This is a genomic window from Candidatus Eisenbacteria bacterium, assembly GCA_026388185.1.
Taxonomy (GTDB): domain Bacteria; phylum Eisenbacteria; class RBG-16-71-46; order JAFGJU01; family JAFGJU01; genus JAPLKG01.
On sequence record JAPLKG010000017.1, the window covers coordinates 183317 to 209005 of the forward strand.

26 protein-coding genes are annotated in these 25689 nt (G+C 57.6%); 4 read left to right on the forward strand and 22 right to left on the reverse strand.

From position 1 onward, the window contains the following. Nucleotides 1-33 precede the first annotated feature (33 nt). The 7 genes from NTX17_09825 to NTX17_09855 all read right to left on the reverse strand — a co-directional run bounded on the left by NTX17_09825 (nt 34) and on the right by NTX17_09855 (nt 7691). Nucleotides 34-999, reverse strand: coding sequence for a dihydroorotate dehydrogenase (locus NTX17_09825; protein MCX5801671.1), 966 nt, complete (start codon nt 997-999; stop codon nt 34-36). Nucleotides 1000-1049: 50 nt separating this feature from the next. Next, complete coding sequence (locus NTX17_09830; GenBank protein MCX5801672.1) at nt 1050-1934, reverse strand: dihydroorotate dehydrogenase electron transfer subunit; 885 nt, start codon at nt 1932-1934, stop codon at nt 1050-1052. Between the two features lie 98 nt (nt 1935-2032). Further along, complete coding sequence (locus NTX17_09835; protein ID MCX5801673.1) at nt 2033-3556, reverse strand: tetratricopeptide repeat protein; 1524 nt, start codon at nt 3554-3556, stop codon at nt 2033-2035. A 59-nt stretch (nt 3557-3615) separates the two neighbouring features. Then, a complete protein-coding gene (locus tag NTX17_09840; protein MCX5801674.1) occupies nt 3616-4905 on the reverse strand; it encodes a dihydroorotase in 1290 nt (429 codons plus the stop codon). 25 nt (nt 4906-4930) lie between these two features. Beyond that, complete coding sequence (locus NTX17_09845) at nt 4931-5866, reverse strand: aspartate carbamoyltransferase catalytic subunit (GenBank protein MCX5801675.1); 936 nt, start codon at nt 5864-5866, stop codon at nt 4931-4933. Beyond that, entirely contained in the window at nt 5863-6405 is a 543-nt protein-coding gene (gene pyrR / locus NTX17_09850; protein ID MCX5801676.1) for a bifunctional pyr operon transcriptional regulator/uracil phosphoribosyltransferase PyrR, read from the reverse strand. Before pyrR ends, NTX17_09845 begins: the two co-directional genes overlap by 4 nt. Nucleotides 6406-6611: 206 nt before the next feature. Further along, a complete protein-coding gene (locus tag NTX17_09855) occupies nt 6612-7691 on the reverse strand; it encodes a methylated-DNA--[protein]-cysteine S-methyltransferase (GenBank protein ID MCX5801677.1) in 1080 nt (359 codons plus the stop codon). A gap of 527 nt (nt 7692-8218) precedes the next feature. On the opposite strand from NTX17_09855, the gene NTX17_09860 reads away from it, so the two are divergent. The 4 genes from NTX17_09860 to NTX17_09875 are packed head-to-tail and all read left to right on the forward strand — an operon-like array spanning nt 8219 to nt 12518. After that, entirely contained in the window at nt 8219-9436 is a 1218-nt protein-coding gene (locus NTX17_09860) for an efflux RND transporter periplasmic adaptor subunit (GenBank protein MCX5801678.1), read from the forward strand. Between the two features lie 24 nt (nt 9437-9460). Next, nucleotides 9461-10204, forward strand: coding sequence for an ABC transporter ATP-binding protein (locus tag NTX17_09865; GenBank protein MCX5801679.1), 744 nt, complete (start codon nt 9461-9463; stop codon nt 10202-10204). Further along, nucleotides 10204-11343 (forward strand): ABC transporter permease, encoded by a 1140-nt coding sequence (locus NTX17_09870; GenBank protein ID MCX5801680.1) that lies wholly within the window; start codon nt 10204-10206, stop codon nt 11341-11343. The genes NTX17_09865 and NTX17_09870 overlap by 1 nt, the downstream gene beginning before the upstream one ends. A 2-nt stretch (nt 11344-11345) precedes the next feature. Then, entirely contained in the window at nt 11346-12518 is a 1173-nt protein-coding gene (locus NTX17_09875) for an ABC transporter permease (protein ID MCX5801681.1), read from the forward strand. Nucleotides 12519-12540: 22 nt separating this feature from the next. On the opposite strand, the gene NTX17_09880 is transcribed toward NTX17_09875, so the two are convergent. The 15 genes from NTX17_09880 to recO all read right to left on the reverse strand — a co-directional run bounded on the left by NTX17_09880 (nt 12541) and on the right by recO (nt 25639). Further along, on the reverse strand, nt 12541-13278 hold the full coding sequence (locus NTX17_09880) for a ZIP family metal transporter (GenBank protein ID MCX5801682.1): 738 nt from the start codon (nt 13276-13278) through the stop codon (nt 12541-12543). 148 nt (nt 13279-13426) lie between these two features. Next, the gene (locus NTX17_09885) at nt 13427-13795 is read right to left on the reverse strand and encodes an FKBP-type peptidyl-prolyl cis-trans isomerase (GenBank protein ID MCX5801683.1); all 369 of its coding nucleotides are present in this window, start codon (nt 13793-13795) and stop codon (nt 13427-13429) included. 405 nt (nt 13796-14200) lie between these two features. Beyond that, nucleotides 14201-14419, reverse strand: coding sequence for a BrnA antitoxin family protein (locus tag NTX17_09890; GenBank protein MCX5801684.1), 219 nt, complete (start codon nt 14417-14419; stop codon nt 14201-14203). 982 nt (nt 14420-15401) lie between these two features. Then, nucleotides 15402-15662: an MBL fold metallo-hydrolase gene (locus NTX17_09895; protein ID MCX5801685.1), complete on the reverse strand. Its 261-nt coding sequence runs from the start codon at nt 15660-15662 to the stop codon at nt 15402-15404. 295 nt (nt 15663-15957) lie between these two features. After that, nucleotides 15958-16287 carry a type II toxin-antitoxin system PemK/MazF family toxin gene (locus NTX17_09900; GenBank protein MCX5801686.1) on the reverse strand — a complete coding sequence of 110 codons (330 nt, stop codon included), beginning with the start codon at nt 16285-16287 and terminating at the stop codon, nt 15958-15960. After that, nucleotides 16272-16529, reverse strand: coding sequence for an AbrB/MazE/SpoVT family DNA-binding domain-containing protein (locus tag NTX17_09905; GenBank protein MCX5801687.1), 258 nt, complete (start codon nt 16527-16529; stop codon nt 16272-16274). Before NTX17_09905 ends, NTX17_09900 begins: the two co-directional genes overlap by 16 nt. 149 nt (nt 16530-16678) lie before the next feature. Further along, on the reverse strand, nt 16679-16906 hold the full coding sequence (locus tag NTX17_09910; GenBank protein MCX5801688.1) for a hypothetical protein: 228 nt from the start codon (nt 16904-16906) through the stop codon (nt 16679-16681). Nucleotides 16907-16964: 58 nt separating this feature from the next. Beyond that, nucleotides 16965-18635: a phospholipase D-like domain-containing protein gene (locus NTX17_09915; GenBank protein ID MCX5801689.1), complete on the reverse strand. Its 1671-nt coding sequence runs from the start codon at nt 18633-18635 to the stop codon at nt 16965-16967. A 165-nt stretch (nt 18636-18800) separates the two neighbouring features. After that, on the reverse strand, nt 18801-19403 hold the full coding sequence (locus NTX17_09920; protein ID MCX5801690.1) for an isochorismatase family protein: 603 nt from the start codon (nt 19401-19403) through the stop codon (nt 18801-18803). 203 nt (nt 19404-19606) lie between these two features. Further along, nucleotides 19607-19954 carry a hypothetical protein gene (locus NTX17_09925; GenBank protein MCX5801691.1) on the reverse strand — a complete coding sequence of 116 codons (348 nt, stop codon included), beginning with the start codon at nt 19952-19954 and terminating at the stop codon, nt 19607-19609. Nucleotides 19955-20145: 191 nt separating this feature from the next. Further along, nucleotides 20146-21018: a hypothetical protein gene (locus tag NTX17_09930; GenBank protein ID MCX5801692.1), complete on the reverse strand. Its 873-nt coding sequence runs from the start codon at nt 21016-21018 to the stop codon at nt 20146-20148. Further along, on the reverse strand, nt 21015-21377 hold the full coding sequence (locus NTX17_09935; protein ID MCX5801693.1) for a hypothetical protein: 363 nt from the start codon (nt 21375-21377) through the stop codon (nt 21015-21017). The genes NTX17_09930 and NTX17_09935 overlap by 4 nt, the downstream gene beginning before the upstream one ends. A gap of 408 nt (nt 21378-21785) precedes the next feature. Further along, nucleotides 21786-23909, reverse strand: a complete 2124-nt coding sequence (glyS, locus tag NTX17_09940) for a glycine--tRNA ligase subunit beta (GenBank protein MCX5801694.1) — start codon at nt 23907-23909, stop codon at nt 21786-21788. Continuing rightward, nucleotides 23906-24814 (reverse strand): glycine--tRNA ligase subunit alpha, encoded by a 909-nt coding sequence (locus tag NTX17_09945; GenBank protein MCX5801695.1) that lies wholly within the window; start codon nt 24812-24814, stop codon nt 23906-23908. The genes glyS and NTX17_09945 overlap by 4 nt, the downstream gene beginning before the upstream one ends. Before the next feature lie 57 nt (nt 24815-24871). Then, nucleotides 24872-25639, reverse strand: coding sequence for a DNA repair protein RecO (gene recO / locus NTX17_09950; protein ID MCX5801696.1), 768 nt, complete (start codon nt 25637-25639; stop codon nt 24872-24874). Nucleotides 25640-25689: the final 50 nt, after the last annotated feature.

Consider the following 25689-nt stretch of genomic DNA (forward strand, 5'->3'; position numbering starts at 1 on the left):
CACACGCGAGGAAAAACGAATGCACACGGCGCCTCAGAGCTCTGGGGACTTAACCGTGCCCCTCATCTCGGCAAGCGAACGCACTCGGTTGTTCCTGCAATACTCTTCGATGCCTGCGAGCACGAGCTCGGGCGTTCTGAGATTCCTCAAACACGCGCTTCCCACCTGGAGGGCGGTGGCTCCAACCACGATGAATTCCAGAGCGTCATTGGAGCAGCAAATCCCGCCGCACGCGATTACCGGCACGCTCACGGCGGAGACCACCTCCCAGACCTTGGCCAGAGACAGCACCTTGATGGCCGGGCCGGAGAGCCCGCCGGTTCCGCCTCCCAACAGGGGTCTGCGCGTCTGCACATCCACGGCCAGAGCCTTGAAGGTGTTGCCCACCGTCAGCGCGTCTGCCCCTTCGGAAACGCACGCCCGGGCAATGAGAGCGATATCTGTAACGTTTGGCGTGAGCTTCACAATGATGGACCTGGAGGTCTTTGGCCGTACAGCCCTGACGACGCCTGCCGCGCCTGCAGGCGAACAACCGAAACTCATCCCGGCCTCTTTCACGTTCGGACAAGAAATGTTGATCTCGAAACCGTCAAAGCCGCCGGCGTCCTCAAGACGCAGCACAATCTCGCCGTACTCGCGCTCGCTGAAACCTCCGACGCTAACGACAATCTTGGTCTTGAGAGCCTTCAGGTGACGGAGTCGCCGCGAGATGAACGCCTGGCAGCCGACGTTTGCCAGTCCGATGCTGTTCATCAGGCCCGAATGCGCCTCCGCCAGTCGAGGGGGTGCATTGCCCTCTCGAGCGTTGAGGGTCAGCGTCTTTGTGACGACCGCGCCTATCTTGCCCAGGTTCACGATGCCTTCGAGCTCGTCACCATAACCAGCCAAACCCGAAGCAATCATCACCGGATTTCTGAGCTGCAGGGATCCCAGCCTCACCGAAAGGTCCAGGCGCGAAGGGCCCAGGCGACGGGGTTGTGAAGTTGCTCTCCTAGTCATGATAAATCACTTGAGGCACAGACGATAACTTGTTATATGACAACATATAATCACGCGAGCTCCGAGCAAGAGCCCGCGAAGCTCGGACCCTCGTAGTTGTCCCAGTCTACTGAAGCAGAGCTGAAAACCGGCCCGTCCCTGCACACGAGAGAATATCCGGCTTTAGAAGCTGTGGCCACATTCGCGCCGCGCGCGGAGTTCGCGGATGTCACGGTCATTACTGCGCATCCCTGACAAGCCCCCACGCCGCAACCCATCCGCGCTTCCAGTGAAACAAAACAGGGCACGTCGTACTCGATGGAAAACTCATGAAGACGTTTGAGCATCCCAGCGGGCCCACATCCGTACAGTGCTGCTCGCGACCATTCAAGACCAGAAGAGGATGCGGCGCCTCTCAAGAGTTCCATCACCGTTCCCTTCTTGCCGAGACTTCCGTCCTCCGTGGAGACAAAAATCTTGTCGGCTTTCACCCTGTCGAGAAACACGATCTCATCCTCACGAGCCGCGCCCACGAAGAAGATGACTCTCCTGGATCCTGATCTCTCGCGCGAAAGAAAGATCAAAGGTGAAACCCCCCTGCCACCTCCCACCATCACCTCGATTTCTCTGGAGCCGAGCGGAAAGGCTCTGCCGAGGGGACCCAGCAATTCCATCTTCTTGCCGGGACGGATGCCCGACAGTATCTTGGTGCCCAGACCTGAAACGGAATAATAGATCTGGAGTGTTTCCTCCCCCGATCCAAAATCAAGCACGCTGAAAGGCCGCCTGAGAAAAGGGCCCGCGCCTTCGGGAAGGCCGAGCATGACGAACTGCCCGGGTCGCGGGGCCGGGATCTTCCCACGTAGGCTGAGGAGAAAGCCTGACTCAGAGACTCTGCGATTCTCCATGACTTCCGCCTCGATCTCTTTGGGACGATCCGTTTGTCCGGGAGTCATGATCTCTCCGCTAGAGCTCTTGTCTCTAGGAACGGTTGAGCCGCCGGTACGCATCACATTGTCGTAGCGCGCACGACCGTGCGCACGTCTTCGCAGAGCTAGTGTGTCTCATTACTCAGGGTATCAGCCATCAGGGTATCAGACGTGGCCCCTTCCTTTTGAACGGGTTCGACGCCCAGATTTCCGAGCACCTCTCCGGCTGCCGGCGCGTATTCGCTGTTGGGGAAGTGTTCGATGATTCTCTCGAAGATCTCGACCGCCGATGCAGTATCTTGCTTAACGTGGAGAAAGACGTACGCGGCCGCGTACGCAGATTTTGGGGCAAAGCTTGTCGTAGGAAAATCCTTCTCCACACTCAGATATTTTTCGATCGCCTTGTCAGGTTTTCCCAATTGAAACAGGCTGAGCTCGCCGATCAGAAACGCTGATTCAGCGGCCTTCTCCCCTTCGGAGCTCAGCGCCGTCTGATTGAATTCTTTGAGTTTGGCGAGCCCCTTGCTCCTCAGGTCTGCCAGTAGCGCAAACTCGGAACGCGAGGCGTGCTCCTTCACCTTGTCGTAGGCAGCACTCGCCGATTCAGGGTCCTCAAGGTTCACCTCATAGACGTAGCCGATCCTGAATTGCGCTTCGCTCGCCTGAATCGTCCGAGGAGATTCATCCACGACGGACTGGTACAGTTCGATTGCTTTCTTGTAATCACCCTTCTGTGCCACAACGGATGCCATCTTGAGCTTCACGACGGATGCTTTCCCAAAGTCCTTGGCAAGACCAAGCGCCTTTTCGTAGTCCTTGATGGCCGCATCGAAGTTCCTCTCAGAACCGTAGGAATCTCCAGTCTTTATCAGCGCATCCAACACCTGTTCGTCGTCGGGACTGTTCGCAGCGACGGTCGAAAAGCTGACCCTGGCGCTGTCATACTTCGCCATTTCAAAGTAGCATTCTCCGGCTCTGGACAGACTCTTGAAGTACGACTTCGACTTCCTATTCGCGGCGACAAGTCTGTAGTAAGGAAGGGCGCCTGCGTACTGCCTCCTGTCAAATGAAGCATCACCCAGGGCAGATAGGGCGGCCTCCCTGTCTTCGGAATGAGGATATTGCGTGATGAATTTTTCCAGGACTTGGGAAGATTGATCGTACTCCTTCCTCCCGAAAAAGCACATCCCTGTGAGAAACTGGGCTCTGGGAATGAGTGGGCTCTTGGGGTAGTACATGGTGAGTTCATTGAATTTCCGCATTGCCTTGTCGTAATCGTGCTTCTGATAGTAACACTCTCCGAGCATGAGAATTGCGTCGTCCACCCACTTGCTCTTCGGATAGACCGATATCACCTTTGCGCATTTCTCGATGGCTCTGTCCAGAAGGGCCGACACCTGGCCCGACACGCCCGCCGTCGGCGTGCCCCCCGCCGGCGTGGTTTTTGATCTGGCCGGCTGCTGGGCGGCCCGCATCGCTTGCTGATAGTATTTCCGTGCAGAGTAAAACGTGTTGTAGTAGGCGCAAGAGACAACGTGTGCGGCGAGAAGAGCGGAGAGAAGCACAATGACCAACAAACCCGGTCGTCGTGGATTCTGCAGCTTCAGGAAATCACGAAACCGAGAGCATGTTTCTTTTTGTGTCATCATGCAACCCCCGAGCTTTCAAGCCCACGGAGTGGTCACCACTTCATGCCTGGCCCACAATTCTAAGCCTGACGCACAATCTTACCGTCCACAACGGTAACAATCGCTTTACCCACGAGTGTCCATCCCTTGAAGGGAGTATTGCGGGAGCGGGATGCGAAAGAGCGGGGGTCGACTGTCCACTCCAGTTGCGGATCTATGACTGTGATATCCGCAGTCAGGCCGGAGGCCATCTTTCCCGCCTTGATGCCCAGGACAGAAGCTGGAGCCAGAGTCAAGGCCGCGATTGCTTGCGACAAAGAGAGCAGCCCCTTGCTCACGAGGAAGGTCATTACCACGCCCACGGTGGTTTCCAGTCCTATCACTCCGAAAGCCGCTTCGTCAAATTCCACGTCCTTTTCCTCTTCGCAGTGCGGGGCGTGGTCCGAGGCAATCACGTCTATGGTGCCGTCTCTCAGTCCTTCCACAACGGCCTCGCGGTCCTCCTCGCTTCTCAGCGGCGGGTTCATTTTTGTGCTTGTATCGTACCCCGATACGGCCTTGTCGGAAAGAACCAAGTGGTGCGGCGTGGCCTCAGCCGTGACGGAAAGCCCCCTCTTCTTTGCCTGCCTTATGAGGTCCACCGCGGCCCTCGTGCTGACGTGCGCAATGTGGACGCGTGCCAGGGTGAGCTCCGCGAGGACGATTTCTCTTGCGACGGCAGCCGCCTCGGAGGCCGCGGGAATGCCCTTGAGGCCGAGGGTCGTCGACCAGTAGCCCTCGTTCATAACGCCTCCCTTACCGAGATAAGGATCTTCGCAGTGAGAAATGAAAGGCAATCCCGCCATGCGTGTGTATTCCATTACCCTGCGTGCCACCTCGGAGTTCCCCACGAAATTACCGTCGTCGGAGACTGCAACTGCGCCCGCATCACGCAGGTCCATGATTTCCGCCATCCGTTCGCCCCCAAGACCCACGGTTGCCGCCGCTACGGAGAACACCTTGACCGGGCTCGTTCTCGCGGCAGTCTCGAGCACGTACCTGACCATCCCGGAGGTGTCGATTGGAGGTTGCGTGTTGGCCATGCAGGCAATCGAAGTGAACCCCCCGCGGGCCGCGGCAGCGCCGCCACTACCTATTGTCTCCTCGTCTTCCCTGCCAGGCTCCCTGAGGTGAACGTGCATGTCGACCAATCCCGGAACGACCAGTTTCCCCTCCAGCTCCAGCACTCGCATGCCGGCGTTGACCTCTATTCGTTCGGCGAGAAGTTCTATCTTGTCTCCGGAGATGAGAACGTCCATTCTGGCGTCAAGGCCGCTTGACGGATCGATGACTCTTCCGCTTCTCAGAAGAAGCTTCCCATCCTCGCTCATCGGATTTTCAGCCTCGCCTCGCTACTCACTCGAGCTTGTCGCCCGCTTCGAGACCACTGAGGAGGTACAGAACTGCCATCCTCACCGCCACCCCGTTTGAGACCTGCTCCAATATCACCGAGAACGGGCCGTCTGCCACGTCCTGAGCGATCTCCACTCCTCTGTTCATGGGCCCTGGATGCATCACAAGAACGTCGTCTTTCGCGACAGAAAGCCGCTCGCGCGTGATGCCGAAGCACCTGGCGTACTCCCTCAAGGTCGGAAAAAGCGAACCTTCTTGTCTCTCCAACTGGATTCTGAGCACGTTTACCACGTCGGCGCCCTTGAGAGCGTCTTCAATACTGCTCGTCACCTCCACGCCGAGTCTTTCCACCTCGAGAGGCATGAGGGTCCACGGCCCGCAGACTACGACCTTCGCCCCGAGCTTGGAAAGACCCCATATGTTCGATCTCGCAACCCTGCTGTGAGCAATGTCACCCACGATGACCACCCTGAGTCCTTCTACTCTCTTCTTGTACTCGCGAATCGTGAAGATGTCCAGTAGCCCCTGGGTGGGATGCTCGTGCATTCCGTCCCCGGCATTGATGACCGAACAGTTCAAGGAACGAGCAAGGAAATGAGGAGCACCGGAGGCTTGGTGCCGTATCACAATCATATCAATCTGCATGGCCTCTATGTTCCTGGCCGTGTCCTTCAGGCTCTCGCCCTTTGAAACGCTGCTGCCCGAAGCAGAAAAGCTCACCGTGTCGGCGCTCAGCCTCTTCTCCGCGAGCTCAAACGATATCCTTGTCCTGGTGCTGGGCTCGAAGAAGAGATTCGCGACGGTTTTTCCCCTCAGCGTGGGCACCTTGGGAATGGGCCTCTCCAACACTTCCTTGAAGGAACGTGCAGTATCGAGAATGGACTCGATGTCCTTCGCCGTCAGTTCTTCGAGACCCAGAAGGTGTTTCCTGCCTGTCAACCCTGAGCCACCTCCCCTATTGAGACGCCGTCGAACCCGTCCTCTTCTTCTACGTTCACGGCGACCACTTCCCTCTTGGACGTGGGAAGATTCTTGCCGACAAAGTCGGCCCTCACCGGCAACTCCCTGTGTCCTCTGTCAACAAGAACCGCAAGCTGGATGGCCGTGGGTCTGCCGAAATCTATTATTTGGTCAAGCGCAGCTCTCACGGTTCGTCCCGTAAAAAGAACGTCGTCCACGAGCACGACGACCTTCCCGGTTATGTCGGAGGGTATCTCGGTCGATCGTATCACCGGGGTCGCGCCCGTCTGTTGAAGGTCGTCCCTGTAAAGTGTGATGTCGAGTATTCCGAGAGGGACGTCGGCTCCTTCGAATTCCTTGAGTTTCCTCTGAATTCGCTGTGCCAGTGCCACTCCCCGCTTCCTTATGCCAATGAGCACTATTCCTTCCGTGCCTTGATTTCGCTCGACTATCTCGTGTGCAATTCTTGCAACGGCCCTGTCCATGGCCTTGGCGTCCATTATCTGGGCCTTCTCTATGAAGCTCACGGCCGTCCCTCCGGGAAGCTCGGAAAAAAGAAGCCTTCTCGCTTGAGCAAGAAGGCACAGGTGGACTCGATGTCGGACATCATCCGTTTCCCCTTGCTAGCCTCTCGGAGCTAGCTTAAAAGGTCTGACCCACGCAGGAAGCGTAGACCATGGATTGAAATTACCACGTCACGAGCGAAGGCACAAGAGTTTTCTAATCAGGTACCTCGCTTCCGGCTCGAGGATTGCGACCTGCGGTTCGTCCGCTCCAGGTCCAACAAGTATTGTTTTCTCCACAGCCCGCCGCCGTAGCCACCCAGACGACCGTCTTTGTTGACTACCCGGTGGCAGGGGATCAGGATCGCCACACGGTTCAAACCGTTGCAGCGGGCCACGGCGCGGTGCGCACCTACCGCACCCATCGCGCGTGATACGGCTTCGTAGGAGCGCGTCTCACCGTAGGGTATGCGCAACAATTCCTCCCAGACTCTGCACTGAAAGGGAGTACCCGGAAACACGAGCGGAACCGTAAAACGCCTCCTGGAGCCCGCGAAGTACTCGGCCATTTCGTCCTTCAGGCGGACGAGGTGCTCGTTCTTCCCGGGTATCACAGTACAAGAAAACAGTCTGCGAAGCGTTTTGAATTGAGCCTCCAGCATCCGGCGGTCCGTGAACTCAAGAAGACAGACGCCTTCCGAGGTAGCACTCGCGACCAGCGGTCCGAGAGGACTTTCCAGCAACGAAGTCACGATGCAATCCAGCTTGCGGCTGCGGCCGGGAGGCCGCCCGAACGTCCGCGCGAAGGCTTCTCGAAATCCGCTGTGCGACTCGTACCCGTGTCCGAGGATGACCTCGTCCAAGTCGGTCCCCTGTCGGATCTGCAACAGTGCCCTTCCCAAGCGTCGCGCTCGCGAATAGTCCTGAAACGTCATTCCGTAGTGCTTGCGAAAATAACGCCTCGCCGCGGCGGGATCTATGCCGCGTTCACGAAGGTCTCCGTCTCTCAGTCGAAGGATCGGATCCCGCTCGATCTCGGCGAGCAGTGACGTGACCCAGGGGGGCGGACTCCCGGGTAGCTCCATCGGGTTACAGCGCCTGCAAGGGCGGTAGCCGGCAAACAGGGCTTCTCGGGCCGTCGCGAAGTACACCACGTTGCGAGGCAACGGCTTGCGCGCCGGACACGATGGCCGGCAGAAGATACCCGTAGTGCGCACCCCGAGGAAAAAAATCCCATCGTAGGTAGCATCACTCTTCTGATAGGCACGCTGCATCTCGGCGATTGAAGGTCGCGTCTTCATGCTCACGATTTCACCCTCCTTGAGGTAGACGGTGCGCAAATCGGGGGCCGCGATAGAAGGCCCCATGTCCGTGCGCCCAATTCTGCCTGCGGCAGGGATAATCGTCCACCGATTCTTGAACACCAATGTCTGGTGTCGCAGGCGGTATCGCGTCCCGTGCTCGTCAGAGACGCTCTCCGACAATGACGACGCTCGATGCCGGCACGAAATGGCGACGCGGGGCGCGGGCACTGCCGCTCGCGATCGGCGACCGCACGCGACGAAAACAGGGACTGCGCTACGATCGTGCGTGTCTAACTCATATCTGCCATCATACTGGAGCTCTCGGGTCAGAGCAAGTCCACTCTGAGCGCTTTTGGTGTTGCGTTGAGCAACCCGGGCATATAGTATTTACGTGTTTGCCCACATGGACGGGGACAACATGGATGGGCCGCACAGATAGGGACAACATGGAAGAGACTGCCCAACGGGGACGGACCCATACCGACGGGAACCAGCTGGACAGAGATCTAACGGATAGAGGCCGTATGGACAGAGACCTCATAGACAAGGACCTTTCAGAACTGAGTATCGACCCGTCTGCGCGGGAAGGCCACAAGGCCGACCGTCGGCTGATTGTGTCGTTCGTCATAGTCGGCGTGGCGACGCTGGCGGCCCTTCTCTGGTTCCTTGGCAGAGGGCACGCGGTCGAGGTCCGTGTCGCGACGGTGCGAGAAGCCAGTGCGGCTCAGGCCGCCGTATTGAATGCGAGCGGGTACGTGACTCCCAGGCGCCGTGCGACCGTCTCAGCCAAGGTCACGGGGAAGATTGCTGAGGTTCTCATCGACGAAGGAATGCACGTCAAGACAGGACAGGTCCTCGCCCGGCTCGACGACGTGGATGCAGTCGCCGCTCTCCGCGCGGCCCAAGCGGAGAAGGCCGTGGCGGTCGCGGCACTTACTGACCTCGACATGAGGCTCGCAAACGCCGGCCGAACCCTCAAGCGCATGAAGGAACTCCGAACTCGGGAGCTCGTGAGTGAGGAAGAGCTCGACAACGCCGAGACGGCCGTGGCGAGCTACGAGGCGCAGATCTCTCTCGCGAAAGAAGAGGTGAAGGCCTCGGAGCGGTCCGTCGAGATCACCCGGCAGAATCGCGAGAACTGCATCGTTCGAGCCCCATTCGCCGGCATCGTGGTCTCTAAAGACGCTCAACCCGGGGAGATGGTCTCCCCCATTTCGGCCGGTGGCGGTTATACCCGCACCGGCATCGCCACAATCGTGGACATGGCCTCGCTCGAGATCGAGGTCGACGTGAATGAATCGTACATCGCGCGTGTGACGCCGGGCCAGCGCGTGGAAGCGGTGCTCGATGCGTACCCGGACTGGCGGATTCCTTCCGCGGTCCGAACCGTCATCCCGACGGCCGACAGACAGAAGGCGACGGTCAAGGTCCGCATCGCCTTCGATGAGCTCGATCCCCGCATTCTCCCTGACATGGGAGTGAAAGTCTCTTTCCTGGAGGGAGCAGTCGATTCGACCGATGCCTCCCTCACGCTCGTACCACGCGACGCCGTGCGACTTGAGAAGGATAGGCCCTACGCCTTCGTCGTGAAGGACAGTCGCATCGAACGTCGGGCAGTCCGAACAGGCCGCGAAGGCGGCTCCGACATCGAGATTCTCGCCGGGCTCCGGCGCGGCGAACAGGTTGTAACATCATCAAGCGGTGAGCTCCATGATGGCGCCCGCGTCTCTGTTGCGAAATAGTCAAGCTTACACAAGGAGATTGCCATGGTCCGGGTCGATGGTAAGGGAAGCGGATCGCTCGTCGAAATCAGAAGCCTTGATAAGAAATACCACCGCGGTGAGGAAGAGATCGACGTTCTGCGCGGCCTCAACCTTGACGTCGACCAAGGCGAGTTCATCGCGTTCATGGGCCCCTCGGGCTCCGGAAAAACGACGCTCCTCAACCTCATAGGAGGCCTCGACGTCCCGACGGCGGGCTCGGTGCGCATTGCCGGGGACGAGATCAGCGCCCTCTCGGGTCGCAAACTTGCCGCGTGGCGCGCGCGTCACATCGGATTCATCTTCCAAATGTACAATCTCATCCCGGTGCTTACGGCCTACCAGAACGTGCAGCTTCCGCTCCTTCTCACCGGCCTCTCGAGGGTCGACCGTCGCAAACACGTGGAGGCCGCGCTCGACCTGGTCGGTCTCGGCGATCGCATGCACCACTACCCGCGCCAACTCTCGGGCGGCCAAGAGCAGCGTGCGGCGATCGCTCGCGCGATCGTGGCGGACCCCACGATTCTCCTGTGCGACGAACCTACCGGAGACCTCGACCGGGCCTCCGGCGACGAAATTCTCGGCATCATCAGCCGCCTGGCGAAAGAGCACGGGAAGACCATATTTCTTGTGACCCACGACTCGCTTGCCGCGAAGCGCGCGGGGACGGTGCTGCATCTGGACAAGGGGACGCTCCTCGAGTGCGGCGCAGACGGACCGCCCGTCTGTAGGCCGGAGGAGAAGGCATGATGAAATACCTTCACCTCGTCTTGGTCAATCTCAAGCGCAAGAAACTCCGTACGGCACTCACGGCCGGGTCCTTTCTGGTGGCGCTATTTCTTTTCGGACTACTGATGACGATAAAGGTTGCCCTGAGTTCGGGTGTCGACGTGGCCGGAGCCGACCGGCTCGTCGTCCGCAACAAGGTGTCCCTCATCATGCCCCTGCCGTTCGCCTACCGGGACCAGATGCGGGCGATACCGCACATCGCGGACGTGACCTTCGCGACCTGGTTCGGCGGATACTATCAAGACATGAGAAACTTCTTCCCAAACTATGCGATTGACGTGGAAGCCTACCGCCGGGTCTATCCCGAATACACTATCTCGGACGAAGAGTGGAACGCCTTCATGAACGACCGACAGGGTTGCATCATCAGCCCAGTACTCGCGGATCGTTTCGGATTCAAGCTCGGAGACCGGATACCCATGGAAGGAACGGTTTGGCAAGGGACTTGGGAGTTCAACGTGCGTGGAATCTACGAGGTCCGGCGCAAAGAGCTTCTCACTTCCGAGCTCTGGTTTCAGTACCCCTACCTCGACGAGCGGAGGCCCTTTATGAAGGGCACCGTCGGGTGGTACGTCGTGAAAGTCGACGATCCTGCGAACGCCGTCCAAGCGGCCAAGGCAATAGATGAGCGTTTCGCAAACTCCCCCTTCGAGACGAAGACCGAGACCGAAAAGGCCTTCGCCGCAGGCTTCGCCAATCAAATGGGAAACATCAAGCTCCTTATCCTCTCCATCGGGAGCGTCGTCTTCTTCACACTGCTCCTGGTCACAGGAAACTCGATGGCCAGCGCTATCCGCGAACGTACGGGAGAGCTTGCCGTCATGAAGACAATAGGTTTCAGCGACGTCTCAATCCTATCGCTGGTCATGTCCGAATCGCTCATCGTGGCCGCTACGGGCGGGGCAGCCGGACTAGCTCTCGCAAAACTCTTCACTCTGAGAGGTGACCCGACGCACGGAATGCTCCCGTTCTTCTACCTGTCCGGGAAGACTCTGGCCATCGGTTTCTGTTTGACACTCGTCGCCGGCGCGGTCTCGGGAATCATCCCCGCCGTCGGAGCGATGCGCCTCAAGATAGTGGACGCCCTTAGAAAGGTGTGAGCATGGCTATACCAATCGAATACAATCTCCGCAGCGTCGTCAACCGCTGGGTCTCCACACTTGTCGCAGTGCTGAGCATTGCCGGCACCGTGGCCGTGTTTATAGTCATGCTGGCCATGGCCCAGGGGTTTCGTGCGACCCTCACGTCATCCGGCTCGCCACAGAACGCAATCATACTGCGCGGTGGAGCGAACGCAGAGATGATGAGCGCGGTCATGCTCGATCAAGTCAAGGTCATCGCAGACGCGCCAGGCGTGGGCCGCTCGTCAGCGGGAGAACCTCTCGTGAGCGCAGAGGTCGTCGTGATAGGAGCCTTTCCCCTCCTCTCTTCCGGGTCGGACGCAAACGTACAGATTCGTGGCACCTCCCCGCTCGCACTCCAGGTGCGCCCGGAAGTCCGCATGGCGCAGGGGCGCTTCTTCCAGAGTGGTCTCGCAGAGTTGATCGTCGGCAAGAACGTTACCGGAATCTACAAGGGCTTCGATCTCGGCTCTACGGTAGACTTCGGCGGCGGACGGTGGACGATCGTCGGAGTGTTCGACGCCGGGGGAAGCTCCTTCGACTCGGAGGTGTGGTGCGACGCGAGCGTGCTGAATCAGATCTACAAGCGTCCCGAGAATGTGTTCCAGTCGGTCACGGTGAGACTGGCTTCCGTCGGGAGCTTCAAGGAGTTGAAGGACGCTCTCACCACCGACCCGCGTCTCACGGTCGACGTCTTCCGTGAGACGTCGTGGTATTCGGAGCAGTCACGCACGGTGGCAACGATCATAAGAGTGCTCGGCTTTCTCGTGGCAATAGTCATGGCCGTGGGAGCGATATTTGCGGCTCTCAACACGATGTATTCGGCAGTCGCGGCCCGCTCCTCAGAGATCGGCACCCTGAAGGCTCTCGGCTTCGGCCCGGCAAGCATCGTCGCGTCTTTCCTGGCCGAATCGATGATAATAGCCCTCGCAGGCGGTGCGATCGGCTGCCTTGCAGCCCTTCCTTTCAACGGCTTTACGGCTGGGACGATGAACTGGGCGAGCTTTTCCTACCTGGCGTTCTCCTTCCGCGTGACACCGGCCATCGTCGGAACCGGCATCATCTTCGCCCTTCTCATGGGCGCGATCGGCGGGATTCCGCCCGCAGTGCGCGCGGCACGCCTACCGATAGTCGTGGCGCTCCGGGAGCTGTAGGAGGCGGCGGCTACAAGGACCCCTATCCGGCCAAACGAACTACAACGAAGATAAAGGCCGCTCCCAGGCACGTGAGCCCTATGAGGCCGATGGCAGTCGTAGGGTCCTTCTGAGAGTGGGCCTCGGGCAAAATGTCAGAGACGCCGATATACAGAAGGAATCCGGCGAAAAATCCCAAGTAGAGCGTCAGGAATGAAGGGGGAACCCTAATAATCAAGGTAGAAGCCGCGCCCAAAACGGGAGCGAGCGCGTCCAGCAGAAGCATCACAATCGAACGGCGAGTAGTGTTGTGATGAACCAGCATCAAGCTGACCGTGTTGAGACCATCACAAAAGTCGTGTGCAATCACGGCAATGGCCACAATGGTGCCGACGGATTCCGAGACGTGAAATGCCAGACCGATCCCGACGCCGTCCATGAAGCTGTGCCCAACCAGGGAAAAGGCGGAGAGGACACCTACCTGCGGGTGATGGTGCGCAGCATAGTCGGCCTCGTGGACGTGATGGATCAATACGAATTTCTCAAGACTGTGAAAGAGGAGGAACCCGACGACAAGCGCAACCATTGCCCCCGTGACACCGGCTCCCCGCTCGTGGGCCTGTCGGAAGATCTCGGGCAGAATGTCAAAACTCACGACGCCTAAGAGCACACCGGCAGTGAAACTGAGAACAAGGTGCAACCGGTCACGGAACCTGAGCGCGAACAATCCGCCGATCGAGGTCGAGAAAAAGGTAGCAATTGACAGCAATACTGCGTTCATGGATCGACTGCGTAACGGGTTTAGTGCCGCTTCAATGCCGCGGTACTTCTGATTGACGTCCAAAGCCGCGGGCGAGCAACGGGTTCTGTCGGTCCGCTCCGGCAGCCGCTGCCGGTCCGGGCTCCCAGAACATGTCAAAGCGTCTCACTTACCGAGTTGCCGCTTGAACTGCCAACAATTCCACTTCAAACGTGAGAACCGAATTGGGTGGGATGCTCCCCCCTGCGCCTCTCTCGCCGTAGGCCATCTCGGATGGAATAACCAGCTTGCGCTTTCCGCCAACCTTCATGCCCACAACCCCCTGGTCCCAGCCTTTAATGACTTGCCCCTGTCCCAAGACGAACTCGAAGGGTAGATTTCTGTCGAGTGACGAATCGAATTTCGTGCCGTCCGCCAACCAACCGGTGTAGTGAACGCTTGTTCGATCGCCTACTTTTGCTTCCGCCCCCGTACCGACGATCAAGTCTTCAATTACCAATTGAGAATCTCCTTGAGAAGTGCTCTGCGCAACCGGCACGCTCTGCGAAGTTGACACATTCTGCCCAACACCTGAAGAAGTGTTCTTGGAAGCAGCACAAGACATCATCGCCGCAACGGCGATGACCATCGCTATTCCCGTCACAATCGCCGCGCATTGACCCCTTCGGCGCCTGGCTTCCCGCTCGACACGCTTGATTGCTCGAACCGAGTGCTTGATCACGTTGACCTCCTGGGACAATCCCCTGTTGAACGAAAGCTCCGACGATTTGCCGACGTTGCACGATGGCAAGCGTAACCCTTAGTATATCTGAAGCGCGCGCAGTATCAAATCATGTAATTTGTCACATGAAACCCACTTATGCAGGCGACGTGAAGACGGAGGCCGTCGGTTCAGGAGGCAAGGCCGACCGTCAGGTCCATGGGCAGGTTGTGGGCCACTACCCTAAGCCACGGATTTCCAGCTCAAAGAGAGCTTCTTCCCGCTAGCCGCACACTCCCGCAGATACAGATTGATCAACGTCTGATAGCCAATCCCCGTGTCTTGCGCCAACTGCTTGAAATACTGGATCGTGTGACCATCCAAGCGAATCGTAACCTGCCTCTTCAGGCGAGACGCATACGGATTACGCTTGCCCTTCGAGAAATCATATTCCTTTCTCATGTGAACCACCTTCGATTGTACTGGCTTCGCTCTCGTCGGGTCAATACCGAGCACCTTAATGACTATTTCTTTGTGAGCCTTACCCGCGCAAAGGATTGGAGCTTCCCGCCCTCTTCACCATCCATGAGCCACTGCCAAGTGTCGGTACCTTTGCTGTACGCGAATGTTGTGTGGAAGAAGCTGCCGTCTTTGCCCTTGAACAAGAACGCGATGCCTCGCACGCATAACGGCGCGGATGAGCGGTGGGACAAGGCGGCGCGGCGCTTGCGCCGGTTAGATGCAGCCCAGTTCCCGCAACCTGCGTTCACATTGCAGTGGATTCTCAAACTTCATCGTCTGGATGCCGAATTGTGCCGCAGCTTGTAGATTGACCTCCGTGTCGTCGATAAAGACGATGTCAGGCCCCTCAAATCGGTGCGTGCCGCCGTCCGTCGAGCGAACTCTTCGGGAGATACGGTGCCTCGATCGAGCTCCAGCCAGTCCCGATGAAGCAGGACCTCGGCAAGTACCTTGGCACGGACCTCGGGTTCTCTGAACACTCTGGCGATTAAGCTGTCTGGGTCCCACGTGAAGACGATCCCACCGAGGTCGAACACAATGTTCAACCCGAACCTTCCCACATGCAGTTAACGAAACAGGTTTCACCTAGAATGCTCTGTACCGCCCGGCACTCATCATCAAATATCCCAGGCCTTCAAGTGCGATGAAGATCCCATGAGGACTATATTGTGAAAAGAGAGAGCCCCTCCGTTTCTCCTTTGTGTTTGTTCGTGGAACGTCTTACGTCACAGCCATAACGGACGCGTTTCCGGTCGCCTTGGACATTTCGTCATACCGCATCTTCATTGAATAACCCACTCCCGACCATCCACCGTAATTTTCCTATTCTCTTTCTTCTCTGATTCAATATCTGTGAATTGACCATGTCCTGGATAGACCATTGTTGAATCCGGGAATAATTCGTACAGTTTTCTAACTGATCTTATCTGATCTTCCCCGGAACCATTCTGGGTATCAGTTCTACCAACCATTCTGTAACATAGAACATCGCCGGAAAATGGACTATTCCCAGTGCAGTAACATATCCCCCTGAAGAATGGCCTGGGCAATCGATTGCCCTTGTTTCCATACGTCCTAACCTGAATACTTGATTATCCTCAACAAATATATCCGGTTTACCAACTGATTCCATATCGAAATCTAATGATCTCGCAATTTCTGGATCGCTCTCCACTTCAGCCAACCAACCGCGACCGCAATGTTCTATTGCCCACTCCTTTCTGCCGAAGGAATCTTCTGATAAGTTCTAACGAGCCGTGTCATACCGTGAAGGCAGCGCACTGATTCATCATGAAGAATATAGCCGGCCTGCTCCAGGACTTTGCATGAGGCGACATTGTCGCTTGCCACAATGCCCAAGACCAGCGGCAAATCGAATCTCCGAATCCCCCATTCCGACATTGCCGTGACGGCTGCGGCCGAACAACGCTGCGATTGACCTGCGGGCTGCGGAGCGCACCGGCAGGTGCATGGGCAGGTTATGGTGCAAACATCTCAGCCAGAACAGACAGAATGGCGCCGGCAGCCCTGCGGTCAACAGATCCGAGCTTTCTCACCAGGCGCGACTTGTCAACTGTGCGGAGTTGGTCAAGAACAATCTGGCTCGTCCTGCCCTTGAAGCGGCAGGGAACCCGGCTGGGGTAAGACCGTGGCTTGGTCGTCAGTGGTGCAACAATAACAGTCCGTATGTAGAAATTCATCTCGTTGGGAGACACAATGACACACGGACGAGTCTTCCTGATCTCGCTTCCAACGCTAGGATCGAGATTCACAAGATGGACCTCGAACCGCCTCACTTCCACTCCCACCCCTCCTCATCCCAACTGCTGCCACTGACAAGCTCACTATCCAAGAGAATATCATCCCTCAACCTCGCCATGCTACGAAACGCCTCGGCCCAGTTTGCACGAGGTCGCTCTGCAGGGCTGATAACCAGACGATTTTCTCTAACGCTGATGTCCACCTCACCCTTCAGCCCGGTTTGAGCGATAAGGGGTTTCGGGATACGTATGCCTTGGGAGTTGCCGATCCTGACAATTCGTGCTTTCACATTGCATCACCACCGTAATTACATTGTAGCCACATCAACTCAGTTTGTCAAGGTTTTTCTACGATCTCAGAAGAAGTCAGCCGAGCAACTCCTGCACCATAACGATGCCGCTCAGCCGCAAGCCGTGAGTCAGCGCCGCCCAACTTGCCTCAGGGTGTGCCCTCGACAATTGACGGCTGCAGCGGCCAGATGGGCTCATGTTCTGCGAGAGCCTCTGATGACATCAACCACGACGTTCCGAACGCGTTCTTCATCTTCACCATACCAACCCCGGGTGTAAAGTCGAGTGTGAGAAACAAGCCACCCCCTTCCGGGTACACCCGGTACGTGCAGGTCATGTATTCGCCAGACGGAGTGGAGACGACTTCCTTGTTCATCCTTACCAGCATCTCCGGCTGACTCACCTTCGGCGACCTCGTGGCAATCACCTGCCGTCTAATCGCCCATCCAGAAATTGATCTCCCGCAGGGCCGTGCTGCCAGCTTTCAGATAGCCCTTCTGCCAGCTATCGCCGTCTTCGAGACCCTTCCACTGTTTCGTCTTGGGCTGGGTTTGCCGGCGGAAACGCCAGCGGTATTGGTTATAGATCGCCATGATGTTCGTGGCGTAGGCGGCGGCCAGGCCCGGGGTGTCGCGGATGATCAGAAGGTTTTCGTCGTTCGTGCCGCTCGCCTTCGGACCGAGGTTGTGCGAGCCCGTCAACAGAACCGGGTGGGCGCCGAACGGGTCGACAACCACCGCTTTGCTATGAACCATCGCGAACGTGCCCGGTAGCTTCTTCATCTCGCGGCGGAACCACTCTGTCGACTCGTCGATCGCCGCGGGCAGGACCACCTCGAAGTCAGCCTTCTCGGAATTGTCCGACTCAAACAGTTCCACCGGGTTGGCCTTCGTGCCCGGGTCCTGATTGATGGCGCCGCGGATGTACAATCGCCTCTCCACACTTCCGACCCGGGCCGTGTCGATGATCTCGTTGAGCAGCGTGTCTTTCGGACCCGGATTGAACATCAAGAACAGAATCGCCTGTTTCGCGCCGCCGATGATCTTGCGTGCCTCCGTCAGATCGACCTGCTCCACCGTGGGCGTGAACCACAATCGCACCGGCGTCTGGCCGACATCCGCTTTACGCGGCCGGCTGTTGCTCTTCTTTAGGTCGGCCGGAGTCTCGTCGCCCGCGTCCTTCAGTAGGTCCCATTGCTTGCGATACTCCTTGGCCAGGTCGAAATCATCGATCAGCACGGAGTTGTTCGCCTGAGTGCAGAGGCCGGTTTTCGTCCAATTTTGACTGCCCGTCCATACCCAGCGCGGCTTCTGGTGAGCGTCGCACATGACTAGAAACTTGTTGTGTCCCAGTGCTCGCGGGGAAATCATCCGGTCGTGCAGGTCGATCTTGCTCTTGAGTCGCTTGCGGGCGTCGTGGTTCTGATCGCCGTCCTTCTTTTTCACACTGCCGTTGGCCAGGACTACATGGGCGCGCTTGCCCAATTTCTCGAGCGCGGTTTCCAGTTGCTCATCGTCCAATTCGTAAAGCGCGCCGTAGATGTCGCGCTTCTCCTTTGCGGCGGCATCTAGCAGTTCGAAAAGCCGCGCGCCCAGCGGCCCGAACAGGTAGTTGCGGAACGGATTGTCAGGCGTCTCGATGACCGTGCGCAGGTTCTTGGTCTTCAGATCGTCGTCCGTCACTCCGAGCCGTCGCGACACCCACTGGGCGGCCACGATGCCGCGATTGAAGTAGGCCTCGATTTTCGGCGCGAACTCGTGGGTGAGGATGATCTCCTCGGTCCATTCGCTGGCCGTGTCCGAGTCGGGGCGCAGATTGTCCTTGTCCGGGCCGACCATCGGCAGCACGCGGTACTGCACCTTGTCGCCAGGCTTGGCCATGTAGTCGATCCACTGGTATTTCTGAATCGGCCAGTTGGTCGAAGCCCGTCGTTCGCCGTCTTCGTGCGACTGGTCTGCGAACCCAACCCAGGTGCTGACGACTTCTTCGACTCCGTTGCGCCGCCGCATCAGTGCGAACCCGCGACACCCGGGGATGAATCCGTCTGGCTTCCAAGCAATGAAGACGTCATCCCCGTTGTGGTAGACCTTGATTCTCATGTTCATGGGCCCTCCCTTCGATAACGGTTAAAGGACTGACGATGAGGAATTGTTGAAACGAAACCACTCCGCGTCGTCGAACGCTCGTGCTCAGCGGCGCGGGCGCAGCCCGCGTCCGTCTGCATGCGCTTGTTAGACGGCAGTCCATCTGGTCCGTGACGCTGCGGACTTCTACCACATGCTGAGCACGACGTCGTACCTTCCATAGACATCCTTTTTCAGCTCTTCCGCTTTCGGATTAGCCCAGTCGTGCATCCACTCAGAAACAAGTGGCATCCACGTCATCGGCACAACTCCCGCCTGTAACATGCGCTGGATCCCATAGGTGTGAGCCTCCGGCGAGGCGTCACCGCCAGCATCGAACAGGCCGTACACATCAAAGCCTTCACGCAATCCATGAATGGCCGTGTACGCAAAACACATGCTGGTCCACAGGCCCGAGACGACAAGCTTTCTGCGACCGGTCTTCTTCACGGCCTGCAAGACGCGCTCGTCCTCGAAAGCATCGAAGCCGGGCACCTTGCGCGCAATCACCTCCTGGCCGGGGAAAAGGTCCGTGATTTCCTTGATAAACTCTCCGTTCCCCTCGGGCCATATGGAGGTCAGGACCGTCGGTACCTCCAGAATCTTCGCGGCCTTAGCCGCAGCGACAGCGCTGTTGCTGATGGCGTTCCTATCGCCGGACGCCGCCCCCTTGAACATCGTAGGCTGGTAATCCACCAAGAGCAGCACACTGTTCTGAGCCGTTAACATCTCCAATTTGGGATCTCCCATGTTTATCTACCTCCTCTTTGATTCTTTGTGACTCCACACGCTTGTCTGCTCGCTGTCTAACGGCTCGGCTAAGCTGCGGCGCGCGAACGCTTTGTGTTAGCCGCGAGCGGGCCGCGCCGTCAGCTTGAGCCGGTAGTTAAGCGGCCCGAAGGAATGCTGACACAACTGTGCGTCTGCCACCGACGCGTGGCCGTCTACGGTCATCACTTGCTTGTCGGTGACGGCGCAAGAAGTCCAGCCAAGGCGCCGATGGCGGCAGCACCCAGCGCCGTTAGCACATCAGGGATATTCGGCGAACTGCCGGTCGAAGCAATGGCGCTAAGGTAAATGGCCCCGAATGTCGCCGCGATGCAGACGCCGCCAAGGGCAAGCACTACGATGCGGTACGTCCAGCGATCAGAAACGAATGCAGGGGGCGGCAGATCGCGCGTGACTTGCTTGGCCACCTCGCGAAGAGTGTCTTCTGGTTTCAGCTTTACCTGATCGAGGAGGCCAGGCGTGCTGAGCAGGTGATCGACGAGAATGTCCGCGGAACGCCGTGGTTCTGGCATAGAGTCCTCCAATGGCTACTGGGTACCGGAAACGAGCATGCCCAAGAAACTGACCGTAATACGCGGAAATGAGTGGCGCACAAACCGCGCCTGTGAATCTTGGTCGAAACTAGGAGGCTACCCCGCAGTTTGGGTGTCCGACTCGATTTCATGGTTAGCGTTCTTGTCACCTATCTCCCCAACCGGTCACGCTAGAAAGCTAGTGCAAGACCTGTCGAGAATTGATCGCCCTTGCTAAAGTTGGGCGCACCGCTGCCGTTCTCATAGCGAAAGTCGAGCGAATACTTGTCTTTAGTTATCGCTACGCGGATTAAGCACTCGAGCCGGTAGTATTCCTTACTATTCTTTATGTCGTACCAACCCGTCATAGTAGGCAGCAAGCGAATGCTCTCGGCCAAATCGAAACCATAAACCAACTCCGCTTTGACACGTGCAATTGCTTGATCTGGCTTCTCGTCACTCTGGTCTGTATTGCCCCCTTCCGTAGAAGACGTGTTACTTGTAATGCTTATGTTCTCTTGGTCGCTGAATTTGTAGCCGCCCTGAATGAAGAGGCCGAAGGCCCGATCCGGATCTAACCCGAATCGCGTTGAGTGAGCCAATTCGGCTTGGTTGATTGGCTCACGCGGGCCGAGCGGTGTCCATCCAAACTCCGCCAAAGCCACCGGGTTGTTAAAATCACGATCTGATTCAATTCCAACAGAAAAGGGTAGGACGTGTACCCACCCGAGATTGTCGGGCTCCCCATCTTGATCCAGTGGACGAGGCATTAGTATGAAGCCGCGAAGTTTAGCAAGCACGCTCTCAAAGGAATCATTGCCGCCAGTGCGTACTTCAACGGTGGGGCCAAGATAGCCAGCAATGCTATTTGTCGCGAAGTACCGACTCTCACTTAGCTTTGGACTGACCTTTGCTACGAACCCCAGCGCGTCCTTCTCTATCTCAGTGCGAATCACAGACCAACTGATTTCCCCTCCTAAACTGGCCGAACTATCTTCGGCGAGCGTGATGGCTGGGAAGGCAACCAGTGTTACAGCGAGCAAGAACCCTATACTTTTATTCATGGCATAACCTTTTGTGAGAGTGTCGCGATCGTTTCACCTTTGAGGGGGCTGGGCCAGCCAGTCTTTTTCAATTTGATACCGCTTTTGTGACACGACTGGATAACGGAGGCGCAAAACAATTGTTCCGACGAATCGCCACTTATCGTGGCTCCTTCAAGCGCGGCGCCTAAATCAGTTGCGGTAAGAATTGCAGCAACATTGGGATAGCGTGCTGCAGCACTTGAGGCAATAATTTCATTGATAGCTGTTATTTCGGCGGGCTTGAGCTTCTTCGGATTGCACCAAGCGGCAAGCTGTTTACGCATAATGCGTTGCACTTCGCCGAGTTGGTATGCTTTGAGGTTAGTTGTGTCTGGCATAACGCTCTCCCTTCGTTGAATAGTGAACTCAATACGCTTCGCCCCACCTTTCCAAGCCAACCACGGCTTACGCCGTTTCCAGATAAGCGCCTTCAGAACGTCTTCCGTTCCGGATAACAGTCTTTGCCTGCCGATCTCCAATTGTCCTTCATCGAGACTCTGAGGGACAATCTTCGATCTGCATTTGGTCTTACAAAGAATGTCTATTGTGTCTGAGCGCGTAGCTGTTGGTTATGCAAGAGGTGATGTGCCTGTCGCGTCTAATCGCCACAAGATATCACATAAGCGGCATCATGTCAAGAACGAACTACCGGCAATTTGTGAGGTATCTTGGGAGGATTGAGTGGCCGAAGGGCAAATCAGGCGTCGGGTTGGTGCGCGAGCGGCCGGCCTGAGCGGCGCCAGCCTCTACCTCCCCCGCCCCTGCTCCGCCTGCTCGGAGAGGCGAGAGAAGTCTGCGAGCTTCAGGAACTCGGACCGTACGAAGGCCAGAAGGCCGAGTCTAATGTCCCGCACCTTCGCGTCCTGATCCATCACCAAGACGCCGTCGAAGAAGGCGTCTATCGGGGCTTTGAGGTTAAGTAGGTGCCCAATCGCGTCTCCGTAGTTTTCGCTCTTGACGGCACTCGAGATCAACCCGGAGGCCTCCCGCAGACCCTGGAAGAGATTGCGCTCAACCTCTTCGCGCAAGTCCTGGAGAACCGGGGTCGGGTACTCGTGGGTCTTCAATATGTTCGAGACTCGCTTGAAGGAGATAACGACTCCCGAGAACTGTTCATTTGATTTCCAGCGCGCGACCGCCTCTGCTTTGAGCCAGCTTCTGAAGGGGTCATCGCTGTCGACTGAAAGCACTGCGTCCACGACGTCCTGCTCTATGCCCATCTCGGACAAGATGAATGCGAGCCTCTGCGCCAGGAAAGAGGCGATCCCACCACTGAGGCCTGTCTCCCAACCCGAACCACCCTCGCCCCCGAACTTCCTCGACAGAAGCTGGATGGCCTTCTCGACACAAGACGAGAGAGAGAAGTGTAGCTTCTTCTCGATCAAAATCCTCATAATGCCGTTGGCCTGGCGTCGCACGCCGTACGGGTCCTCGGACCCGGAGGGGATTCTGTCCGTCGCGAAACTCCCGACGATTTCGTCCAACCTGTCGGCGATGCTGACCGCGCACCCTTCGAGGCTCGATGGCAGAGTGTCTCCTGCGAACCCCGGCAGGTAATGCTCCTTGATCGCCTGCGACACGCTCGCGTCCTCGCCCGCCCTGGCAGCGTATTCACCGCCCATTATGCCCTGGAGAGTCGTGAATTCTTTCCCGTCCCTAACCATCTCGCTCACGAGGTCAACCTTGCAGAGTAAGCCCGCTCTCTTCGCACTGGCCGCCCTGGACTTGTCCCAGCTTTCCATGACGAATTGAGAAAGTTCCGCGAGCCGCTCGCTTTTGTCGAACACGGACCCCAGCGATTCTTGCCAGACGACGTCTTTGAGTAGCTCGAGCTGCCTGGCGATGCCGATTGACACGTCTTTTTCCCAGTAGAAGCGCGCGTCGTCAAGTCTCGCCCTGAGTACTCTCTCGTTTCCAACGCGCACGTTGTCCTCGCCCTCTTTCCCGCCGTTACGGAGCGTTATGAAGAAGGGCATGAGATTTCCGTGATCGTCCTGAACGGCGAAGTAGCGCTGATGCTCTCGCATTGCGGTCACGACGACGTCCCTGGGTAGCGCGAGAAAGTTCTTGTCGAACGAGCCCGCAACAGGGACGGGGAATTCCACCAGGTTGGCCACAATCCCGACGAGCTCGGGATCTTCCACCACCGCTCCACCCTTCTTTCTTGCCTCCTCCCTCACGATTTTGTCGACCGCTCGCCGCCGCTCTTCTGCGTCAGCGATCACCCAGGCCTTCTCGAGTTTTCCCAAGTACTCGGAGGCGTTCTTGAGTTTGATCGGTTCGGGAGCGAGGAATCTGTTCCCGAAGGTGAGTCTGTCGGAATTGACGCCCGCAACTTCGAGCGGGACCACCTCGTCTCCGAGAAGGGCAACTATCCACCTTACGGGACGTCCGAATCTCACGGATGGCTCGGCCCAAGTCATGGTCTTGGGGAAGGAAAGCGAAAGGACTAGCGAGGGCAAGAACTCCGAGAGGACCTCCTTCGTAGGCTTACCGTGCTCCTTCACTATCGCGCAGACGTAGTCCCCCCGGCCAGTCTTTTTGATCGCGAGACACTCCACGCCCACGCCCTGGCTTCGCGCGAATCCTTTCGCGGCCTGGGTCGGCGCACCCTTGTCGTCATACGCCACCCTCGACGCGGGTCCCACGACCTCTTTCTCCAGATCCTCCTGTCTCTCTGCGAGTCCCTTCACGTGTATCGTGAGACGCCTCGGCGTCGAATAGACGTCGATGGACGAACACTTTAGGCGTCGCGAATCCAGCTCCGACGCAGTCTTGTGACGCAGCTCCTGCACGGCCGGTTCGATGTAGCTTGCGGGAAGCTCTTCCACGCCGATTTCCAGCAAGAAATCCAAGGTCGATTGTTTCATGCTCCGCTCCCCTTTTCTTGCGCGGCTTCTGCGGCTCCCGGTGCGAGAAGCGGATAGCCCAGTTCTTCTCTTTGAGCCAGGTACGACAGAGCGGCTTTTCTGGCCAAACGGCGGACTCTCGCGATGTAGCCCACCCGTTCTGTGATGCTTATCGCCCCCCTGGCCTCCAGGACGTTGAACAGATGAGAGCACTTTATCACGTAGTCGTAACCAGGAAGGACGAGCCCCTTCTCGAGAAGCCTCGCCGCTTCCTTTTCAAAACGATTGAAGAGATCCTTGTGGAGTTCAGTGTCGCTTTCTTCAAAATTGAACTTGGAAAATTCGTATTCGCTTCTCTTGCAGAGCTCTCCCCACTTGACGTCTTTCGACCACAGGAGGTCCGAGAAACTCTCCACGCCCTGAATCGAGGTGGCGATGCGCTCTAGGCCGTACGTGATCTCGGCAGACACCGGATTCAGGTCGAGGCCGCCGGCCTGCTGGAAATACGTGAACTGCGTAATCTCGAGGCCGTCCAACCACACCTGCCAGCCCAGGCCCCAGGCTCCGAGCGTGGGCGACTCCCAGTCGTCTTCGATGAGTCTTACGTCGTGCAGCTTCGGGTTGATTCCGATGACCTCGAGGCTCTTGAAGTAGACGTCCAGGACGTCAGACGGAGCCGGTTTCAGAATCACCTGGTATTGATAGAATCTCTGCACCCTGAACGGGTTGTCACCGTAGCGGCCGTCCTTGGGCCTCCTCGACGGTTCCACGTACGCGACCTTCCAGCGCTCCGGCCCGAGCACTCTGAGAAACGTCTCCGGGTTGAAGGTCCCGGCGCCCACCTCGGAGCTGTAAGGTTGGGTGAGCACGCAACCGTAATCAGACCAGAATTTCTCGAGCCGAATAAGCATCTCCTGAAAAATCATCGCTCACTCCGTTCATGTCACAGTTCTCAATCACGTCCTCTGTTGCAACGTCCTCGTCTATTTCAAGCTCTTCAGAAGCCTCAACGATTTTAGCCCGGGAAGTCTGTCCACGTGAAACTGTAGAAAGACTTCGATGATCCGGTCTACTTCGCTTTCGAGTCTGGACGTAGTTTTCTCCCCGGCAGCGACCGAGAGAGGCTCCTTCTGCAGTTTTCTCAAGAGCCCTTTCGCCTCCGGCGTGATCTGGAAGGAATCCGGCTCTTTCGAGCCGCAGACCCTGCAGATCAGGCCGCCCTTGAGAGGAGCGAATCTCGAGAGCCCCTCTCGCCCCTCTTCTTCCTTCCCGCAACGAGAGCACCGAAAAAGCTCAGGCTTGTAGCCCAGCAGTTCGGCGGCTTTGAGCTCGAAGGCCCAGAACACGTTCTTGAGCCCCTCTCTGGGACACTTCTCCAACGTGTCGAGCGCGTCCAGCACGAGTTGAAACAGCGCCGGGTTGGGTTCTTCGCCCATCACCATGCTGTCCAGAAGCTCTATGCACGCACTCGCAAACGCGAAGCGCGCCACGTCCTTCTCGAGACCGGGGAAGTGGCGCAGAGCATCGCTCTGTGAGAGAAGCTGAAGATCTCTCCGATCCTTGCGATAGAAGACCACCGCAGAGTGGGTGAAGAGCTCGAGGCTCGAGCCGAACTTGCTCTTGGAGCTTCTTGCTCCCTTGGCCACCACCTTGACTTTTCCGTAGTCCTTGGTGTAGAGCCAGGCAATCTTGCTCGTCTCGCCCAACCTCAGGCTTCTCGTCACCACTGCGTCGGTCTTACTGATCGCCAACCGAGTTCCTTTCCAAACGCACGTCTTCCCTACGTCAACGGCGACGCCGA

Coding starts and splice junctions, on each gene's coding strand:
- NTX17_09880 (MCX5801682.1), bottom strand. CDS start 13,278: ATGAACGCAGTATTGCTGTCAATTGCTACCTTTTTCTCGACCTCGATC.
- NTX17_09840 (MCX5801674.1), bottom strand. CDS start 4,905: ATGAGCGAGGATGGGAAGCTTCTTCTGAGAAGCGGAAGAGTCATCGAT.
- NTX17_09935 (MCX5801693.1), bottom strand. CDS start 21,377: ATGCCAGACACAACTAACCTCAAAGCATACCAACTCGGCGAAGTGCAA.
- NTX17_09835 (MCX5801673.1), bottom strand. CDS start 3,556: ATGATGACACAAAAAGAAACATGCTCTCGGTTTCGTGATTTCCTGAAG.
- NTX17_09870 (MCX5801680.1), top strand. CDS start 10,204: ATGAAATACCTTCACCTCGTCTTGGTCAATCTCAAGCGCAAGAAACTC.
- NTX17_09830 (MCX5801672.1), bottom strand. CDS start 1,934: ATGACTCCCGGACAAACGGATCGTCCCAAAGAGATCGAGGCGGAAGTC.
- NTX17_09865 (MCX5801679.1), top strand. CDS start 9,461: ATGGTCCGGGTCGATGGTAAGGGAAGCGGATCGCTCGTCGAAATCAGA.
- NTX17_09825 (MCX5801671.1), bottom strand. CDS start 999: ATGACTAGGAGAGCAACTTCACAACCCCGTCGCCTGGGCCCTTCGCGC.
- NTX17_09910 (MCX5801688.1), bottom strand. CDS start 16,906: ATGAACAAGGAAGTCGTCTCCACTCCGTCTGGCGAATACATGACCTGC.
- glyS (MCX5801694.1), bottom strand. CDS start 23,909: ATGAAACAATCGACCTTGGATTTCTTGCTGGAAATCGGCGTGGAAGAG.
- NTX17_09860 (MCX5801678.1), top strand. CDS start 8,219: ATGGACAGAGACCTCATAGACAAGGACCTTTCAGAACTGAGTATCGAC.
- NTX17_09875 (MCX5801681.1), top strand. CDS start 11,346: ATGGCTATACCAATCGAATACAATCTCCGCAGCGTCGTCAACCGCTGG.
- NTX17_09930 (MCX5801692.1), bottom strand. CDS start 21,018: ATGAATAAAAGTATAGGGTTCTTGCTCGCTGTAACACTGGTTGCCTTC.
- NTX17_09920 (MCX5801690.1), bottom strand. CDS start 19,403: ATGGGAGATCCCAAATTGGAGATGTTAACGGCTCAGAACAGTGTGCTG.
- NTX17_09855 (MCX5801677.1), bottom strand. CDS start 7,691: ATGAAGACGCGACCTTCAATCGCCGAGATGCAGCGTGCCTATCAGAAG.
- NTX17_09890 (MCX5801684.1), bottom strand. CDS start 14,419: ATGAGAAAGGAATATGATTTCTCGAAGGGCAAGCGTAATCCGTATGCG.
- NTX17_09925 (MCX5801691.1), bottom strand. CDS start 19,954: ATGCCAGAACCACGGCGTTCCGCGGACATTCTCGTCGATCACCTGCTC.
- NTX17_09915 (MCX5801689.1), bottom strand. CDS start 18,635: ATGAACATGAGAATCAAGGTCTACCACAACGGGGATGACGTCTTCATT.
- NTX17_09945 (MCX5801695.1), bottom strand. CDS start 24,814: ATGATTTTTCAGGAGATGCTTATTCGGCTCGAGAAATTCTGGTCTGAT.